The 18,009-nt window shown below is 67.1% G+C and carries 16 protein-coding genes and 1 tRNA gene; 10 read left to right on the top strand and 7 right to left on the bottom strand.

What is annotated here, in order from left to right; genetic code table 11:
- Position 1: 1 nt before the first annotated feature.
- The 3 genes from ASC92_RS20170 to ASC92_RS20160 are packed head-to-tail and all read left to right on the top strand — an operon-like array spanning position 2 to position 2,511.
- A complete protein-coding gene (locus tag ASC92_RS20170; protein ID WP_056518974.1) occupies positions 2-1,069 on the top strand; it encodes a branched-chain amino acid ABC transporter permease in 1,068 nt (355 codons plus the stop codon).
- The gene (locus tag ASC92_RS20165) at positions 1,066-1,950 is read left to right on the top strand and encodes an alpha/beta fold hydrolase (protein WP_056518973.1); all 885 of its coding nucleotides are present in this window, start codon (positions 1,066-1,068) and stop codon (positions 1,948-1,950) included. The genes ASC92_RS20170 and ASC92_RS20165 overlap by 4 nt, the downstream gene beginning before the upstream one ends.
- A 54-nt stretch (positions 1,951-2,004) precedes the next feature.
- Entirely contained in the window at positions 2,005-2,511 is a 507-nt protein-coding gene (locus ASC92_RS20160; protein ID WP_056519166.1) for a DUF1993 family protein, read from the top strand.
- 15 nt (positions 2,512-2,526) lie between these two features.
- On the opposite strand, the gene hemH is transcribed toward ASC92_RS20160, so the two are convergent.
- Positions 2,527-3,546 carry a ferrochelatase gene (hemH, locus tag ASC92_RS20155; RefSeq protein WP_056518971.1) on the bottom strand — a complete coding sequence of 340 codons (1,020 nt, stop codon included), beginning with the start codon at positions 3,544-3,546 and terminating at the stop codon, positions 2,527-2,529.
- A 15-nt stretch (positions 3,547-3,561) separates the two neighbouring features.
- Here hemH and ASC92_RS20150 point away from each other — a divergent pair, with 15 nt between their 5' ends.
- The gene (locus ASC92_RS20150) at positions 3,562-4,293 is read left to right on the top strand and encodes an HAD family hydrolase (protein WP_056518968.1); all 732 of its coding nucleotides are present in this window, start codon (positions 3,562-3,564) and stop codon (positions 4,291-4,293) included.
- Positions 4,294-4,296: 3 nt separating this feature from the next.
- Here the strand turns inward: ASC92_RS20150 and ASC92_RS20145 are convergent, their stop codons facing one another.
- Entirely contained in the window at positions 4,297-4,602 is a 306-nt protein-coding gene (locus ASC92_RS20145; RefSeq protein WP_056518966.1) for an NIPSNAP family protein, read from the bottom strand.
- Positions 4,603-4,717: 115 nt separating this feature from the next.
- On the opposite strand from ASC92_RS20145, the gene ASC92_RS20140 reads away from it, so the two are divergent.
- Positions 4,718-5,359 (top strand): LysE family translocator, encoded by a 642-nt coding sequence (locus ASC92_RS20140; protein ID WP_056518964.1) that lies wholly within the window; start codon positions 4,718-4,720, stop codon positions 5,357-5,359.
- Between the two features lie 6 nt (positions 5,360-5,365).
- Here ASC92_RS20140 and ASC92_RS20135 read toward each other — a convergent pair whose 3' ends face one another.
- From ASC92_RS20135 to hpnC, 4 genes are read right to left on the bottom strand one after another with little or no spacing between them, the layout of a single operon-like run.
- Positions 5,366-5,674, bottom strand: a complete 309-nt coding sequence (locus ASC92_RS20135; RefSeq protein ID WP_056518962.1) for a hypothetical protein — start codon at positions 5,672-5,674, stop codon at positions 5,366-5,368.
- Complete coding sequence (hpnE, locus tag ASC92_RS20130; RefSeq protein WP_056518961.1) at positions 5,671-6,936, bottom strand: hydroxysqualene dehydroxylase HpnE; 1,266 nt, start codon at positions 6,934-6,936, stop codon at positions 5,671-5,673. The genes ASC92_RS20135 and hpnE overlap by 4 nt, the downstream gene beginning before the upstream one ends.
- Positions 6,933-7,772, bottom strand: coding sequence for a presqualene diphosphate synthase HpnD (hpnD, locus tag ASC92_RS20125; RefSeq protein WP_056518959.1), 840 nt, complete (start codon positions 7,770-7,772; stop codon positions 6,933-6,935). Before hpnD ends, hpnE begins: the two co-directional genes overlap by 4 nt.
- Positions 7,769-8,683, bottom strand: coding sequence for a squalene synthase HpnC (gene hpnC, locus ASC92_RS20120; protein ID WP_056518957.1), 915 nt, complete (start codon positions 8,681-8,683; stop codon positions 7,769-7,771). Before hpnC ends, hpnD begins: the two co-directional genes overlap by 4 nt.
- 151 nt (positions 8,684-8,834) lie before the next feature.
- Here hpnC and ASC92_RS20115 point away from each other — a divergent pair, with 151 nt between their 5' ends.
- The 4 genes from ASC92_RS20115 (at position 8,835) to ASC92_RS20100 (ending at position 15,318) form a co-directional block, all read left to right on the top strand.
- On the top strand, positions 8,835-10,679 hold the full coding sequence (locus tag ASC92_RS20115) for a potassium transporter Kup (protein ID WP_056518955.1): 1,845 nt from the start codon (positions 8,835-8,837) through the stop codon (positions 10,677-10,679).
- Positions 10,680-10,772: 93 nt separating this feature from the next.
- Positions 10,773-11,972, top strand: coding sequence for an efflux RND transporter periplasmic adaptor subunit (locus ASC92_RS20110; RefSeq protein ID WP_056518953.1), 1,200 nt, complete (start codon positions 10,773-10,775; stop codon positions 11,970-11,972).
- Positions 11,969-15,130 (top strand): efflux RND transporter permease subunit, encoded by a 3,162-nt coding sequence (locus ASC92_RS20105; RefSeq protein ID WP_056518952.1) that lies wholly within the window; start codon positions 11,969-11,971, stop codon positions 15,128-15,130. Before ASC92_RS20110 ends, ASC92_RS20105 begins: the two co-directional genes overlap by 4 nt.
- 101 nt (positions 15,131-15,231) lie before the next feature.
- Positions 15,232-15,318: transfer RNA gene (locus ASC92_RS20100), tRNA-Leu, on the top strand.
- Between the two features lie 83 nt (positions 15,319-15,401).
- Here ASC92_RS20100 and ASC92_RS20095 read toward each other — a convergent pair.
- The gene (locus ASC92_RS20095) at positions 15,402-16,322 is read right to left on the bottom strand and encodes a hypothetical protein (RefSeq protein ID WP_056518949.1); all 921 of its coding nucleotides are present in this window, start codon (positions 16,320-16,322) and stop codon (positions 15,402-15,404) included.
- Positions 16,323-16,589: 267 nt separating this feature from the next.
- Here ASC92_RS20095 and tig point away from each other — a divergent pair, with 267 nt between their 5' ends.
- The gene (gene tig, locus ASC92_RS20090; protein ID WP_056518947.1) at positions 16,590-17,906 is read left to right on the top strand and encodes a trigger factor; all 1,317 of its coding nucleotides are present in this window, start codon (positions 16,590-16,592) and stop codon (positions 17,904-17,906) included.
- The last annotated feature ends 103 nt before the right edge of the window (positions 17,907-18,009 follow it).

Here is an 18,009-nt window from a genome sequence, read left to right as displayed (position 1 = left end):
CATGTTCCTGAAACGACTCCTCTCCAACGACATGCCGCGCAGCCGGTTGCTCGCGCTGCTGCTGGTGGCGCTGTTCATCGCGCTGGCGTTCGCGCCGTTCATCTTCCCGGGCGTGAAGGCGCTCAGTGTCGCGGCCAAGATCCTGGTGTTCGTGGTGCTGGTCGCGAGCTTCGACCTGCTGCTGGGCTACACCGGCATCGTGAGCTTCGCGCACACGATGTTCTTCGGCATCGGGGCGTACGGCATCGCGATCTCGGCGACGCGGCTCGGGCCCAACTGGGGCTCGGTGCTGGTGGGGCTGGGCGCGTCGCTCGCGATCTCGCTGGTGCTCTCGTTCGCCATCGGCCTGTTCTCGCTGCGGGTGCGCGCGATCTTCTTCGCCATGATCACGCTGGCCGTGGCCTCGGCCTTCCAGACGCTGGCTTCGCAGCTGTCGGATTTCACCGGCGGCGAAGACGGCCTGACCTTCAAGCTGCCCGAACTGATCTCGCCGAGCTTCGAGTTCTCGGAAGAACCCTTCCTCGGTGTCTCGCTCGACGGCCGGCTGCTGTGCTACTACCTGCTGTTCGTGGCCGCGGTGGTGCTGGTGCTGGCGCTGCTGCGGATCGTCAACTCGCCTTTCGGCCGCGTGCTGCAGGCCATTCGCGAGAACGAGTTCCGCGCCGAGGCCATCGGCTACCGCGTGGTGGTGTACCGCACCACGGCAGCCGTGCTGTCGGCGCTGTTCGCCACGCTGGCCGGCGCGATGCTCGCGGTCTGGCTGCGCTACAACGGGCCCGACACCTCGCTGAGTTTCGAAATCATGATCGACGTGCTGCTGATCGTGGTGATCGGCGGCATGGGCACGATCTACGGCGCGGCCATTGGTGCGGTGTTGTTCGTGGTGGCACAGAGCTACCTGCAGGACCTGCTGCGCATGGGCAGCGAGGCGGCGAGTGGGCTGCCTTGGCTGGCCGCATTGCTGTCGCCTGATCGTTGGCTTCTGTGGCTGGGCGTGCTGTTCGTGCTGTCTGTCTATTACTTTCCCACCGGCATCGTCGGAAAACTGCGAGCAAGGGCCGCGCGATGAGCGACAACCACATTCCACTCTCGCATTACGCCCAGCTCGCGGGCCGCGAAATTCACTGGCTCGACTGGGGCGCACCGGAGGCGCCGGTGGTCATCGCCTGGCACGGCCTGGCGCGCACCTGCCGCGACATGGACGAACTGGCGCAGCACTTCGCCTCGCGCGGCTTCCGCGTGATCTGCCCCGACACCATCGGCCGCGGCCTGAGCCAGTGGAGTCCGCTGCCCGACGAGGAATACAAGCTGTCGTTCTACGCGCGCATCGCCAATGCGCTGTGCGACGAACTGCGGCTCGGGCGGGTGCATTGGGTCGGCACCTCGATGGGTGGCGCCATAGGCACGGTCTGCGCGTCGGGCCTGTTCGAGCCGCGCATGAAGGCGCGCATCGCGAGCCTGGTGCTCAACGACAACGCGCCCGAACTGGCCCGGCCCGCCATCGAGCGCATCCGCGCCTATGCGGGCGAGCCGCCGTCGTTCGATACGGTGGCAGAGCTGGAGGCCTTCTTCCGCACGGTCTACAAGCCCTACGGCTGGCTCAGCGATGCGCAATGGAGGCGCCTGACCGAGAGCTCCACGCGCCGGCTGGCCGACGGCCGCGTCACGCCGCACTACGACCCGGCCATGGTCCGCCAGTTCAGCGCGCACGACAACGACTACCTGATCTGGCCGCACTACGACACCATCGAGGTGCCGGTGCTGTGCCTGCGCGGCGCGGAGTCAGACCTCGTGCTGCCCGAGGTGACGCAGCAGATGCAGCAGCGAGGACCGGGCGCCGCCGGGTTGCTGAAGCTCGTCGAAATCCAGGGGTGCGGTCACGCGCCCGCGCTCAACGTGCCTGAACAACTGGGGCTGATCGAAGGGTTTATTCGCGCTGCCGGATCCTGAGGCTCAGGCGGCGTGACAATCGCCGCCGATTTCAACCACAAGGCCCCGAACACCATGGCGCTCTCGATGTACGACATTTCCGTGCCCGTCTTCACCCGCGGACTCGCGCAGCTCACCCATTTTCTCGACAAGAGCCTGGCGCATGCCAAGGCCAACGGCGTCGACCCGGCCACTTTGGTCGAGGCGCGCCTCGCGCCCGACATGCTCACGCTGGCCGGCCAGATCCAGCGCGCCAGCGATGCTTCGAAGCTGGGGGTGGCGCGCATCGCCGGCATCACGGCGCCGAGCTTTCCCGATGAGGAAAAGACCTGGGACGACCTGCTAGCGCGCATCGCGAAGACGCAGGACTTCCTGGCGAGCGTGGAGCGCGCGCAGGTCGACGGCCAGGAAGAGCGCGAAGTGGTCATCAAGGCCGGCGGTGGTGAAGCGCACTTCACCGCGCAGCGCTACCTGCTGCAGTTCGCGCTGCCCAACTTCTTCTTCCACGTGACCACGGCCTACGGCGTGCTGCGCCACAAGGGCATGCCGATCGGCAAGATGGACTACCTCGGCAGGTTCTGAGCACCGGTCTTTCCGCTATCGCGTGGGCCAGCCCGCCAGGTTGCGTTCGGCAATGTTCGCCAGCGCGGTGATCCATGCCGGGCTGTCGTTGAGGCAGGGGATGTAGCTGAAGGCCTTGCCGCCCGCATGCATGAAGGCCTCGCGGCCTTCCATGGCGATTTCTTCGAGCGTCTCCAGGCAGTCGGCTGGGAAGCCCGGGCACACCACGTCGATCCGCTTGATGCCGGAGGCACCGAGTTCGCGCAGCGTGGGCTCTGTGTAGGGCTCGAGCCACTTGGCGCGGCCGAAGCGCGACTGGAAGGTCACGCGGTACTGGCCGTTCGAAAGACCAAGCCGTGCGGCAAGCAGGCGGGCGGTTTCCAGGCACTGCGACTGGTACGGATCGCCCAGCGCGATGTTGCGCGCGGGAATGCCGTGGAAGCTCATCAGCAGCACTTCGCCGCGGCCTTCGGCCTTCCAGTGTTTCTCGATGCCTTGCGCCAGTGCCTCGATGTAGGCCGGGTCGTCGTGGTAGTCGTTGACGAAGCGGAACTCCGGCAGGTGGCGCTGCCTGCGGCTCCAGTCGTTCACCGCGTCGATCACGCTGGCCGTGGTGGTGGCCGAGTATTGCGGGTAGGCCTGCAGCACCAGCACGCGCGTGGCGCCTTCGGCTTGCAGCGCGTCGAGCCGGGAAGCGATGGACGGGCTGGCATAGCGCATCGCGTCGCGCACCGTCACGCGGTGGCCGCGCTCGCCGAGCCAGCCGGCCAGCAGCGTGGACTGCTTCTGTGTGAACACTTTCAGGGGAGAGCCCTCGGGCGTCCAGATGCTCGCGTACTTGGCGGCAGACTTCGCCGGGCGCGTGCGCAGGATGATGCCGTGCAGGATCAGTGCCCAGATTGCCCTCGGGATTTCGACCACGCGCGGGTCGCCCAGGAAGTCGGCGAGATAGGGTCGAACGGCGGCTGCGGTGGGGGCGTCGGGCGAACCCAGGTTGCACCAGAGCACGGCGGTGCGCGGGGTACTCGAAGAGTCGTTCTCGTGGGTCGAAGGCATGCGATATTCTCGGGCATGACTTCCGTTTCTCCGGTGCCTGCGGGCGCCGCGCCCCTCGATCTCAAGCGCATCTCGGCGATCTCTCTCGACCTCGACGACACCCTGTGGCCGATCTGGCCAACCATCGAACGCGCCGAGGCCGTGCTGCATGCATGGCTGCTGCGCGAAGCGCCGAAGACGGCTTCGCTGCTGATGACGCCAGGCATCCTGCGCGAGCTGCGCGAAGCTACGGCCAAGGAGCGCTCCGACCTTGCGCATGACCTGAGCGCACTGCGCCGCGAGTCGATCCGCACCGCGCTCACGCGGGCTGGCGAAGACCCGGCGCTGGCCGATCCGGCCTTCGACGCCTTCTTCGCGGAGCGCCAGCGCGTGACGCTGTACGACGACGCGCTGCCCGCGCTGAAGTGGCTCAGCGAGCGCTATCCGCTGGTCGCGGTCTCGAACGGCAATGCAGACATCCACAAGACCGGCGTCGGCCGCTGGTTTCGCACCGCCTTCAATGCACGCGCCTTCGGCAGCGGCAAGCCGCACGCGCCGATCTTCCGCGCCGCCGCGGCTTCGGTCGGCCTGTTGCCGAAAGACGTGCTGCACGTCGGCGACGACGCCGAGCTCGACGTGGTGGGCGCGCTCAATGCCGGCATGCAGGCGGCCTGGCTGGTGCGCGACGAGCGGCCCTGGGTGCATGGCGCGCGGCCGCAGCTGATCGTGCCGAACCTGCACGCGCTGTGCATGGCGCTGGGCGGCTGAGCGCTACTTGAAGACTGGTCGGAAGAAGCTGCGTTCGTAGCTGAGGAAGCAGCGCGTGTCCTGCGCGTACTTGAACGCGGCCTGGCATTCGGGGTCCTGCATCGAGTCGGCGCGGTATTTCTCGTACGCGGCCAGGCTCGGAAAGCTGAACATCGCCAGGGCGACGTTGCTGACGCCCTCGGACGGCAGGAAATAGCCGTGATGCTGGCCGCCGAACTTCTCGACCAGCGGAAGCCACAGCCTGCCGTAGTGCTCGAACTCCTCGAGCTTGTAGGGGTCGACGATGTAGCGCAAGTAGCAGGTGACCATGGATGTTGTTCCGGCTGTGAGGGGGTATTGCCGCCGCGTCTGCGGCGATTCATGGGCCTGACTATAGTTTGCGCCTCGACGTCTTGCGGCTGCGCTCCGGCCAGGAAAACCCCACATGCATTTCTCCAACTGGCTTCTCTTCTGCGGCGTGACGCTGCTCGTGGCGTTCACGCCGGGTCCGGCCGTGCTGCTCGCCGTCTCGAATTCGATGAGCGTGGGTCCGCGCCGCGCGATGATCAGTTCGCTCGGCAACGCGATGGGGCTGTTCATGGTCTCCGCCGCGGCAATGGCCGGGCTGGGCGTGGTGCTCTCCACCTCGGCCAATGCGTTCATGGTGCTGAAGATGGCCGGCGCGGCTTACCTGATCTATCTGGGCATCAAGCAGTGGCGCAGCCAGGGCAGCGTCTTCGCCGACCTGCAGGGCACGTCGGCCGAGGGTTCGCCGCGCTCCAGTTGGCGGCTGTTCGGGCACGGCCTGACGGTGGCGCTCACAAACCCGAAGGGCATTCTTTTCTTCTCGGCGCTGTTTCCGCAGTTCCTGACGCAGGATGCACCGCTCGCCATGCAGTTCGCAGTGTTGACGACCACCTTCGCGACGGCCGCGGTGCTGTCGCATGCGTTCTATGTGCTGCTGGCGCGCCTGCTGCGCAAGCAGCTGTCGGACCCGCGCCGCACGCGGGTTTTCAACAAGTTGTCGGGCGGGGCGTTCGTGCTGCTGGGGCTGAGCCTGCTGCGCCTGCGCAACAAGGCCGCCTGATCTTTTTCAGCCCAGCGCGAACTGCGCGCGCAGCGCGGCGCAGAAATCGGCGGTGCCGCCCAGCGAGAGGGTGAGGGTGTCGAAGCGCGGGTTCTCATCGTGCGTCTGCTGCAGGTCGTAGTCCCAGGTCGCGCCTTCGTCGAGGGCGCCGCGCGCATGGGGGAACGTGGCTTCGGCCCAATCGAGCACCTGCGCGATTTCGGCTTGCACCTCGGGTGTTTTGTCCGGCGTGGTCGATGCCATCGCGTCGAAGGTGCCGTGGCCTTCGGTGTCTTCGCTGTAGTCGAAATCGAGATAGCGCAGTTCGGTCGTCATGCGTTCAATGCCTTCGCCGCAGCCAGCCCGCTGAGCACCGCGCCCTCCAGCGTGGCGGGGTAGGGGCCTTCGGTGTAGTCGCCGCAGGCTCGCAGGCCGGGGCCGATGTCCATGGTCGGCCGCGACAGCCCCGGGGTGCAAGCAAAGGTTGCGCGCTTCTCGACGACGGTCTGCACGGGCTGGAGGTTCGCCTGGCCCAGTTGCGCGAGCGCTTGCGCGATCACCTGTAGTTCCAGCGCCTCGCGCGGCGTTTCGTTGGCGCTCACGACCATCGCAAGCACGCCCTGCGGTCCCCCGAGCTGGCTCCTGTCGAATGCGAACTGGGCGGGTGCGCTGGCCGGGTTGCTGCGCAGCGCGAGCATCGGTTCGGCGAGCGGCGTCGCGCCGCGCACGTAGACCGTGGCGATGGCCTCGAAGCGCAGCGCTTCGGTGGTTTCGCACCAGCGGTCGGCCGGCAGTCCGGATGCGCGGACCAGCCGAGCAGCATCCCATGGTGCGCAAGCCAGCACGACCTTGTCGAAGATCTCGTCGTCGACGCGCCACTGTCCGGCTTCAGGCGCGATGGCACGCACACGGGCGCCGATGCGCACCGCCGCGCCGTGCTTCATGAGCCATTGGATGGCGACATCGGGCAGCAGGGCGCCCAGGTCGGCGCATGGCAGCAGCAGGTCGGCGCCGCCGCTGCCGCTGAACAAGGCGTCGTTCAGCACGCGCAGGAACACTTCCCCACTCGACTGAGCGACGGGCGTGTTCAACGCGGAAACGCACAGCGGCTCGATCAGCTCCTGCATCACGCGCGGCGTGAGCCCGGCGCACAGGTCGGCGACCGTGGTGCTGCTGGCGCAACGAAAACCTGCCAGCCGCCACCGGATCGCGGTGCGCAGCAGCGAAGACTTGTCGCGCCATGTCCAGCCGCGCGCCGTGAAGATGCCAGCCAGCAGGTCGAGCGGCGCGGGCAGCCGCGGCAGCTTCAACCCGCCACCGTCGGCGAAGCGCAGCGAGAGAGGCATGCGCAGCAGCGCGCTGTCGACGTCCACGCCGACGTCCCGCATGAGCTTCAGCGTGGCGGTGTACGCGCCGATCAGGATGTGCTGGCCGTTGTCGAGCGCCAGCCCGTGCATGTTGTCGACGCGCCGCGCGCGGCCGCCCGGCATGTGCGCGGCCTCGAACAGCGTGACGGCGTGCCCGAGGCGCGTGGCTTCCACTGCGCAGGCGAGGCCAGCCCATCCCGCGCCGATGACGGCGGTCTTCTTCAAGCTCAAATGCGCCCCAGCGCCTGGACTTTCCAGGCCAGCCAGAACTTGCGCACCGGCGTCAGGCTCACGCGCTGGTTCAGCACCTGGAAGTTGTCGCGTTCGATCTCGCGCAGCAAGGTGCGGTAGATGCTGGCCATCATCAGGCCGGGTTTCTGCGCGCGACGGTCGGCCAGCGGGAGCAGGGCGAGCGCCTCGTCGTACGCCGCGTGGGCGCGCTCGGACTGGAACTTCATCAGCGCGACGAAGCGATCGGAGTGCACGCGGTTGAGGATCTCGTGCGCCTTCACGTCGAACTTCTGCAGCTCGTTCACCGGCAGGTAGATGCGACCGCGCAACGCGTCTTCGCCCACGTCGCGCAGGATGTTGGTGAGCTGCAGCGCCAGGCCGAGCTTGTGGGCGTAGGCGGTGGTCTGCGGATCGGTCTGGCCGAAGATGCGCGCCGCGACTTCGCCGACCACGCCGGCCACCAGGTGGCAGTAGCGCGCAAGGCCGGGAAAGTCGAGATACCGGGTCTGCTCCAGGTCCATCTGGCAGCCGTCGATCACTTCGTTGAGCTGGCGTGCTTCGATGCCGTAGGCCGCGGCGTGCGGCATCAGCGCCTGCATCACCGGATGGCGCGGCGTGCCCGCGAAGGCCTGGGCGACCTCGGTGCGCCACCAGGCGAGCTTGGTGGCGGCCACGCCGGGGTCGGAGACCTCGTCGACCACGTCGTCGACTTCGCGGCAGAACGCATAGAAAGCCGTGATCGCGGCGCGGCGCGGCTTGGGAAGGAACAGGAAGGCGTAATAGAAACTGCTGCCCGAGGCGGCGGCCTTGTCTTGCACGTATTGCTCGGGATTCATCGGGGAGGCGCTGCTTTCATGGGCCGCAATTGTCTCCGCATCCGCATGGCTTTCCAGAGCAGCACGGGCGCGTCGAATTTGCCGATGGCGGGGCGCTGCGAGAGCGTGTCGAAGCCCAGGTCCTCGATCTTGTCGAGGATGCGCAGGCCGCCCTGCACCACGAGGCGCAGCTCCCAGCCGGCGCGGCCCGGCAGGCGGTGCACGAGGGGGGCGCCCTGGTGCATGAGTTCGCGCGCCCAGTGCGACACGACCGCTATCAGGTTGATGGCCTCCTGCGGAGGCGGGCCACTCGCGAGCGGTGCAAAAACCTTGAAGTTCTCGCGTGTCAGGCTGCGCCGGGCGCAATCGGCCAGCGGAAAGTAGAAGCGCTCGCGCGGCAGGTCGACGCTCGGGTCCTGCCAGAAGTTGATGAGCTGCAGCGCGCTGCAGATGGCGTCGCTCTGCGCGAGGGCCTGTGCGTCGTGCACGCCGTAGAGATGCAGCAGCAGGCGGCCGATCGGGTTGGCGGAGCGGCGGCAGTAGTCGAGCAGTTCGGCGCGGTCGGCATACGTGCCACGGTCGCGTGTCTTTTCGATGTCCTGCATGAAGGCGCTGAGCAGGTCGGCGAGCAGGTCTTCGGGCAGGCCGTATCGGGCGATGCTGTGGGCCAGCGGCCCGAACACCTGCGGCCAGCGCGATGCGGGCAGCACCTCGCCCCGGGCGGCGGCGGCGAGTTCCTCGCGGTAGGCATTCAGATCGGCCAGGCGTTCGCCGGGCGAGGCATTGCCTTCGTCGGCGATGTCGTCGGCGGTGCGCGCGAAGTGGTAGATGGCGGCGATCGGTGGGCGCAGGTGCGGCGGACACAGCCACGAGGCGACCGGAAAGTTCTCGTAGTGCGCGGGCGGCGCGGCAAGGTGGGGAGTGGCGGACACGCCACGATTGTCAGCGACGACGCCATGCCCCGGCACTATGCTCGCAGCGTCGCCACTTTGAATTCCCCGCTTCATGAAAGCATCCGCTCCGGCTTCCGGGCCCCAGGTTTCAGCGTACGGCGAGGCGGCGCACCCGAAAGGCCCGGTGCTCATGGTCGCGGCCCTGGGCGTCGTGTTCGGCGACATCGGCACCTCGCCGCTGTATGCGTTCAAGGAAACGATGAACCCCGAGCACGGCATCCCGTTCTCGCCCGATTCGGTGCTGGGGCTGCTCTCGCTGATCTTCTGGGGGCTGATGTTCGTGGTGACGCTGAAGTACGTGGTGTTCGTGCTGCGTGCCGACCACGACGGCGAGGGCGGCATCCTGGCGCTGCAGGCGCTGGCACGCAGCGCGGTGGCCGGACCGAAGACCAAGCCCTGGGTGTGGAACGTGATCGGCATGCTGGGCCTGGTGGGCGCGGCCATGTTCTACGGCGACAGCCTGATCACGCCGGCCATCTCGGTGCTCTCGGCGGTAGAAGGGCTGGAAGTGCAGGCGCCGGTGCTGCAGCGCGCGGTGATTCCGATCACGATGGTGATCCTGATCGCGCTGTTCGCGGTGCAGAAGAAAGGCACGGGCGTGGTCGGCAAGGTGTTCGGGCCAATCATGCTGCTGTGGTTCCTGGTGCTGGCGGCCGCCGGCATCTGGCAAGTGGTGCAGCAGCCGCAGGTACTCGCGGCGCTCGATCCGCGGCGGGCCGTGGGCTTTCTCGTCGAGCACCGGGCGCAGTCGCTGGCGGTGCTGGGCGCGGTGTTCCTGGCGTTCACGGGCGGCGAGGCGCTGTATGCGGACATGGGGCACTTCGGTGCACAGCCGATACGACTGGCATGGCTCTTCATCGCGCTGCCGGGGCTGGTGCTGAACTACTTCGGGCAGGGCGCGCTGGTGCTGGCCAACCCGGCCGCCATCGACAACCCGTTCTTCCGGCTCTTTCCTTCGTGGGGCGTGCTGCCGATGGTGGTGCTGGCCGCGATGGCCACGGTGATTGCCTCGCAGGCGGTGATTTCTGGCGCCTTCTCGCTCACGGCGCACGCAATGCGCATGGGCTACCTGCCGCGCATGCGGGTGATCCAGACCTCGGGCGCGGCCATCGGGCAGATCTACGTGCCAGCCGTGAACTGGCTGCTGATGGTGGGCGTGCTGCTGCTGGTGCTGGGCTTCCGCAGTTCGGGTGCGCTGTCGGCGGCCTACGGCATCGCGGTGTCGATCACGATGGTGACGACGACGCTGCTGGCCGGCATCGTGGCCTGGGGCCTGTGGCGCTGGAACAAGGTGGCGGTGGTGGTCGGCGTGGCGGCCTTCGCGGTGGTCGACCTGACCTTCGTGGTCGCCAACAGCCTGAAGGTCGCCGAGGGTGGGTGGCTCACGCTGGCGGTGGCGGCGGTGGTGATGGTGCTGTTCACTACCTGGGCCAAGGGTCGGCGCCTGGGGCTGGAGGCGGCCGCGGTCGAGAGCCTGCCGCTGCGGCCTTTCGTCGAGTCGCTGGCGCTGCACATGCCGCACCGGGTGAGCGGAACGGCGGTGTTCCTGAACCCCGACGCCACGGCGGTGCCGCATGCCCTGCTGCACAACCTCAAGCACAACCAGGTGCTGCACGAGCAGGTGATCGTGCTGCGCGTGCTGCCCTGCGACACGCCGCGCGTCGACGCGCGCATCCGCATCGAGGCCGAGCAACTGATGGAAGGCATCTGGATGGTCACGGCGCGCCACGGTTTCATGGAGCAGCCCGACGTGCCCGAGTTCATCCGCATCCTGGCCTACCAGAAGACGCTGGCGATCGATTCGATGAAGACCTCCTACTTCGTCTCGCGCGCCTCGGTCGGCGAGGAGAACCTGCCGGGCCTGAACCCGATCCGGCGTGCGCTGTTCGGCTGGCTGCAGCGCAACGCGGGGCGCGCTTCGGACTATTTCGAACTGCCCGACAACCGCCTTGTGGAGATGGGCCAACGAACCTAGTGACCGGCGGGTCATTGACACTGATGCACGTTTACCCTAAATTACTAACCAGTGGGTCATTAATGATCCGGTTCGTCCTTTTCAGGGTGTCTCATGACCGCCTCCGCCGTCCTCTCGTCCCATGTCCGCAGTGCCGCCTGGCTGCTGCTTCCCGCCATTTTTCTGGCCGGCTGCTCGCCGAAACCCGCAGCGGAAGACCCCGTGCGCGCGGTCAAGTTCGTGACAGTGGGCACGAGCGAATTCGATGCCCAGCCCGAGTTCTCGGCCGAGGTGCGGGCGCGTGTCGAATCGCGCCTGGGTTTCCGGGTGGCGGGCAAGATCACCAGGCGCCAGGCCGAACTCGGCCAGCACGTGCAGGCCGGCCAGGTGCTGGCCCAGCTCGACCCGCAGGACTACAAGCTCGCCGCTGAGGCCGCGCGCGCCCAGCAGGCCGCCGCGCTGACCAATCGCGATCTGGCTGCCGCCGACCTGAAGCGCTACACCGAACTGCGCCAGCAGAACTTCATCAGCGGCGCCGAGCTCGAGCGCCGCGAAACCACCTGGAAGGCCGCGCAGGCCCAGCTCGAACAGGCGCAGGCGCAGCTCGCCTCGCAAGGCAACCAGGCCAACTACACGACGCTGGTGGCCGACGTGGCCGGCATCATCACCGCCATTGAGGCCGAGCCGGGCCAGGTGGTGCAGGCCGGCACGCCGGTCGTGCGCATTGCGCAGGACGGCGCGCGCGACGTAGTGTTCGCGGTGCCCGAAGACCGCGCGACGCTGATCAAGGCCGGTTCGCCCGTCACGGTGCGCGGCTGGTCCGGCGGCAACGAACTTCAAGGCCAGGTGCGCGAAGTGGCGGCCAGTGCCGACGCGGTCACGCGCACCTACTCGGTCAAGGTCGCCATCGATGCGGCCGCCTCGCCGCCGCTCGGCGCTACGGTCTATGCGCGTCCGCAGGCGCTCGCGCACGGCGCCGCCACGGTGATGAAGCTGCCGACCAGCGCGCTGCGCCAGGAGGGTAAGGGCTCGGCAGTGTGGGTGCTCGACAAGCCGACCATGACGGTGCGTTCGCAGCCCGTGCAGGTCGCCACGGCCGACGGCAACGAGGCGGTGATTGCGGGTGGCATCGCCCCGGGCATGATGGTCGTGGCCGCGGGCGTGCACGTGCTGTCGCCGGGGCAGAAGGTCACCATCTACCAGTCCAAGGAGGCGGCGGCCGCCGCAGCCAATGCCGATGCGAAGGACTCGGCGCAGCCCGTGGCGGCTGTCGCTGCGACGAACAAGGAGATCGCAGCGGGTGCCGCCAAATGAGCGGCGGCGCAGCAACTCCCCCCGCTGAAAAGCCCGCCGGCTTCAATCTCTCCAAATGGGCGCTGGACCACGCGCCCCTCACGCGCTACCTGATGGTGGTGCTGATGGTGCTGGGTGCGTTCGCGTACTTCCAGCTCGGTCAGGACGAAGACCCGCCGTTCACCTTCCGTGCGATGGTGGTGCGCACCTACTGGCCCGGCGCGACGGCGCAGCAGGTGGCCGAGCAGGTCACCGACAAGCTCGAGCGCACGCTGCAGGAAGCGCCGTACGCCGACAAGATCCGCAGCTACTCGAAGCCCGGCGAGTCGCAGATCATCTTCAACATCAAGGACTCGTCGAAGTCCACCGAGGTGGCCAACGTCTGGTACACGGTGCGCAAGAAGATCGGCGACATGCGCTCCACCTTGCCAGCCGGCGTGCAGGGCCCGTTCTTCAATGACGACTTCGGCGATGTCTACGGCGTGATCTACGCGCTGGAGAGCGAAGGCTTCAGCTACGCCGAGCTCAAGACGCTGGCCGACGACACGCGCCAGCAGCTGCTGCGCGTGAAGGACGTGGCCAAGGTCGACCAGTTCGGCGTGCAGGACGAGAAGGTCTACATCGAGATCTCGCAGAAGCGCCTGGCGCAGCTGGGGCTCGATTTCAACGCGGTGCTGGCGCAGCTCGGCTCGCAGAACGCGATCGAGAGCGCGGGCTCGATCCAATCGCCGCTCGACGTGGTGCAGGTGCGCGTGGCCGGCCAGTTCACCAGCGTCGACCAGCTGCGCGAGATGCCCATCCGCGGCAGCTCGGGCAGCCAGATCAAGCTCGGCGACATCGCCGACATCCATCGCGGCTACATCGATCCGCCGGCGGTCAAGGTGCACCACCAAGGCAAGGAAGTGATCGCGCTCGGCGTGTCGATGGCCAAGGGCGGCGACATCATCGCGCTGGGCAAGGCGCTGAAGGCCACCACCGCCACCATCGGCCAGCGCCTGCCGGCCGGCGTGAAGCTGGCGCAGGTGCAGGACCAGCCGGTGTCGGTGGCCAGCTCGGTCAACGAGTTCGTCGGCGTGCTGATCGAGGCCGTGGCCATCGTGCTGGCCGTGAGCATCATCTCGCTGGGCCTGCACAAGGGCGGGCGCTTCGGCTGGTACATCGACATGCGACCGGGGCTGGTGGTGGCGATCACCATTCCGCTGGTGCTGGCCGTGACCTTCCTGGCCATGAACTACTTCGGCATCGGGCTGCACAAGATATCGCTGGGCTCGCTGATCATCGCGCTGGGCCTGCTGGTGGACGACGCGATCATTGCGGTCGAGATGATGGTGCGCAAGATGGAAGAGGGCTACGACAAGGTCCGGGCCGCCACCTTCGCCTACGACGTGACAGCCAAGCCGATGCTCACGGGCACGCTCATCACCGCCGCGGGCTTCCTGCCGATCGGCATCGCCAAGTCGGTGACGGGCGAGTACACCTTCGCGATCTTCGCGGTAACGGTGATCGCGCTGGTGCTGTCGTGGATCGTCTCGGTGTACTTCGTGCCCTACCTCGGCACGCTTTTGCTGAAGGTGAAGCCGCACGACCCCGAGGCGCCGCCGCACGAGCTGTTCGACACGGCCTTCTACAACGCCTTTCGCCGCGCGGTGAACTGGTGCGTGCAACACCGCTGGATGACCATCGGTGCCACGGTGCTGATCTTCGCGCTCGGCATCTTCGGCATGGGCAAGGTGCAGCAGCAGTTCTTTCCGGATTCGAGCCGGCCCGAGATCCTGGTCGATATCTGGTTCCCCGAGGGCACCTCGTTCGCGGCCAACGAAGAGGTGGCCAAGCGCGTCGAGAAGCGTTTCATGCAGGAAGCTGGCGTGAAGACGGTCAGCACCTGGATCGGCTCGGGCGTGCCGCGTTTCTATCTGCCGTTGGACCAGGTGTTTCCGCAGACCAACGTGTCACAGTTGATCGTGCTGGCCAAGGACCTGAAGGTGCGAGAGACGCTGCGCCTGAAGCTGCCGCAGGTGCTGGCGCAGGAATTTCCGGAGGTGCGCGGGCGCGTCAAGCTGCTGCCCAACGGGCCGCCGGTGCCGTACCCGGTGCAGTTTCGCGTGATCGGCACCGACCCGGCGCAGCTGCGCGGCCATGCCGACGAGGTGAAGGCCGTGCTGCGCGAGAACGCCAACATGCGCGGCGTGAACGACAACTGGAACGAATCGGTCAAGGTGATCCGCCTCGAGGTCGACCAGGCCAAGGCGCGCGCGCTCGGCGTGACGAGCCAGGCCATTGCGCAGGCCTCGAAGACCATGTTCAGCGGCACGACCGTGGGCCAGTACCGCGAGAACGACCAACTGATCGACATCGTGCTGCGCCAGTCGCCTGACGAACGCGAGGCCATCTCGGACATTGGCAACGCCTACATCCCGACCACCTCGGGCCGCTCGATTCCGCTCACGCAGATCGCCAAGCCGGTATTCACCTGGGAGCCGGGCGTGATGTGGCGCGAGAACCGCGACTACGCCATCACCGTGCAGGGCGACGTGATCGAGGGGCTGCAGGGCGCGACCGTGACGGCGCAACTGCTGCCGAAACTGCGCCAGCTCGAGGCCGGCTGGGTCGAGGCCGGGCAGGGCGGCTACCGCATCGAGGTGGCGGGCGCCGTGGAGGAGAGCAGCAAGGGCTCGGCCTCGATCGTGGCGGGCGTGCCGATCATGCTGTTCCTGGTGTTCACCCTGCTGATGCTGCAGCTGCACAGCTTCAGCCGCTCGCTGCTGGTGTTCGTCACCGGCCCCATGGGCATCGCCGGCGTAGCCGGTGCGCTGCTGGTGCTGAACCGGCCCTTCGGCTTCGTGGCGCTGCTGGGCGTGATCGCGCTGATGGGCATGATCCAGCGCAACGCGGTGATCCTGATCGACCAGATCGAGCTTGACCGCGCGGCGGGCGTGCCGGCTTGGGACGCGATCGTGGAGTCGGCGGTGCGGCGGCTGCGGCCGATCGTGCTGACGGCCGCGGCGGCGGTGCTGGCCATGATCCCGCTGTCGCGCAGCGTGTTCTGGGGCCCGATGGCCGTGGCCATCATGGGCGGCCTGATCGTCGCGACGGTGCTGACGCTGCTGGCCTTGCCCGCGATGTATGCCGCGGCATTTCGTGTGAAGCGCGAGCCGAAAGAGGCGCCGATTAGCGTTTAAAATCGAAAGCTGACCGATTTCAAGCGGATGGTCTTTGGCCCGTGGGGTTCCACGGCGCAAAGGGGCCGTCCGCTTTTGCATTCACCTGAAAGATTGGCATTGCGCGGGTGGCGAAATTGGTAGACGCACCAGGTTTAGGTCCTGACGTTCGCAAGAACGTGCCGGTTCGAGTCCGGCCCCGCGCACCAGCCTGCCGAGTCGCCCGTTCCATCGGGCATTGACGAAGCCCCGGTTTCGAAAGAGACCGGGGCTTTTTCTTTTTTGCGTGCCTTCACCAGTCGCTGTTGTCGTCGCCGCTGCTGCCCCCGTCGTCCCACGAACCGGTATCGGTGATGCCGAAGTCGTTGTCGACGATGCGTTCGGGCGCCTGGTCGGAGGAGGGCGAGGATGAAGGCCAGAGGCTGCGGCCCATCTCGGCGTTGCCGCTGTCGACGACGTGAGATGTGTCGTTCCGGTCGGCGTTGTCCGATCGGTTGTTCATCCAGTGGCGCACGGCCTCCTGGGCCACCACCGCGCCCACGCCCACCGCCGCACCGGTGGCCAGCGCCGAGCCCAGGCCCATGCCGGGAGCCGCTGCGGGAGGGGCCGCGGGCGTCCAGTTGCCGCCCGGCGCGTAGCTTCCGTATCCAGCGCCTGGTGCGCCCGCCGCAGGGCCGTACGACGGGGCTTGGGCCACGGGCGGCGCCACCCGGCGACGGAAGGCGAGGTAACCCACGACCAGCAAGCCCACGAGCGCGATCGGCAGCCATGGCGTCGAGCCGCTCCTGGCTTCGGTCTGCGGCGCGGCCGGGGCTGGTGTGCTCATGCGCGCGGGTTCGGTCCGGGTCGGTGCGGCGGCGGGCTTGTCGAGCTTGTTCGTCAGCCGCTCGACGGCCTCGGGCTTGGCGAAAGACAGGTCGGGCGCGAGCGCCTTCGCCTGGGCCAGCGCGCTTCGCGCGCCGTCGAGCTTGCCTTGCGCCGCGAGCAGTTCGGCCTGGACGAAATGGGCCTTGGCGCTTTTGGGGTGGTCCTTCAGCACCTTTGCGATCATGGTGTCGGCCTCGGCCATCCTGCCGCCGTTCGCGGCCTCGTAGATCTGCTGGATGGTGGGCTCGGCCGGGGCGGGCGAATCGGACTTGGCCTGTGCCAACGAGGGCATGCCGAATGCCACCACAAGGGTGAAGGCGAGGGCGGTGAACAGTCGCTGAAGCATGGTTTTTCCTGTGCGTTCCTGTGGAGAGGGGACGAATCGGAACCGACTCTACGACTGGAATATTGGTCAAGCCTGACCATCGCTCGCGCCGCGCCAGGACCTCGTGAAAACCCGCTTTCCCGGCGGATTAGAATCTCGGGTTGCCCAGTTTTGCAGGCGGCACCCGCGTGCCTCCGCATAAATCCCGCCAGCGCGTGTAAGTCCTTGATCTGTATTGATAAAAAAGATGCAGGCCCCGCGCACCGGCCCCCTTACCAGGAAGACATCATGACCGTGACCGTTGAAACTCTCGAGAAGCTCGAACGCAAGATCACGCTGACCCTGCCGGTCGGCACCATCCAGAACGAAGTCGATTCGCGCCTCAAGAAGCTCGCGCGCACCGTCAAGATGGACGGCTTCCGTCCCGGCAAGGTGCCGATGAACGTCGTGGCCCAGCGCTATGGCTACTCGGTGCACTACGAAGTCATGAACGACAAGGTCGGCGAGGCCTTCTCGCAAGCCGCCAACGAAGCCAAGCTGCGCGTGGCCGGCCAGCCCCGCATCACCGAGAAGGAAGAGTCGCCCGAAGGCGAGCTGGCCTTCGACGCGGTGTTCGAAGTGTTCCCTGAAGTCAAGATCAACGACCTGACCGGCGCCGAAGTCGAGAAGCTCTCGGCCGAAGTGGGCGACGAAGCCATCGACAAGACGCTCGACATCCTGCGCAAGCAGCGCCGCACCTTCGCCCAGCGCGCGCAAGACGCCGTCGCACAGGACGACGACCGCGTGACCGTCGACTTCGAAGGCAAGATCGACGGCGAGCCCTTCCAGGGCGGCAAGGCCGAAGACTTCCAGTTCGTGGTCGGCGAAGGCCAGATGCTCAAGGAATTCGAAGACGCCGTGCGCGGCATGAAGTCCGGCGACAGCCGCACCTTCCCGCTGTCGTTCCCAGCCGATTACCACGGCAAGGACGTGGCCGGCAAGCAGGCCGACTTCATGGTCACGCTGAAGAAGATCGAAGCCTCGCACCTGCCCGAAGTCAACGAACAGCTCGCCAAGTCGCTCGGCATCGCTGAAGCCACCGTCGAAGGCCTGCGCGCCGACATCAAGCGCAACCTCGAGCGCGAAGTGAAGTTCCGTCTGCTGGCACGCAACAAGAACGCCGTGATGGACGCCTTGGTGGCCAACGCCGAACTCGACCTGCCGAACGCCAGCGTGCAGTCGGAAGTCAGCCGCATGGTCGAAGGCGCCCGCGCCGAACTGAAGCAGCGCGGCATCAAGGACGCCGACAAGGCCCCGATCCCCGACGAAGTGTTCCGACCGCAAGCCGAGCGCCGCGTGCGCCTGGGCCTGGTGGTGGCCGAACTGGTGCGTGCCAACAACCTGCAGGCCAAGCCCGAGCAGATCAAGGCCCACATCGACGAGCTGGCCGCCAGCTACGAAAAGCCGGCCGACGTGGTGCGCTGGTACTTCAGCGACAACAACCGCCTGGCCGAAGTCGAAGCCGTGGTTATCGAGAACAACGTGACCGATTTCGTCCTGGGCAAGGCCAAGGTCAACGAAAAGTCGGTGTCGTTCGACGAACTGATGGCGCAGCAGCAGGGCTGATTTCCGTCGCCGCCCGCTATGCCAATGGGGCTTGTGCTTTGCGGCACGAGCCCCATTTCACTCAGGCGTACAGTTCAGAAACAGCGAACGATTCCATTTCTCG

The sequence above is a fragment of the Variovorax sp. Root411 genome, assembly GCF_001425205.1.
In the GTDB taxonomy this organism is placed as follows: Bacteria; Pseudomonadota; Gammaproteobacteria; order Burkholderiales; family Burkholderiaceae_C; genus Variovorax.
Note: the sequence above shows the minus strand (reverse complement) of the source record. Positions and strands in the feature narration are given on the sequence as shown.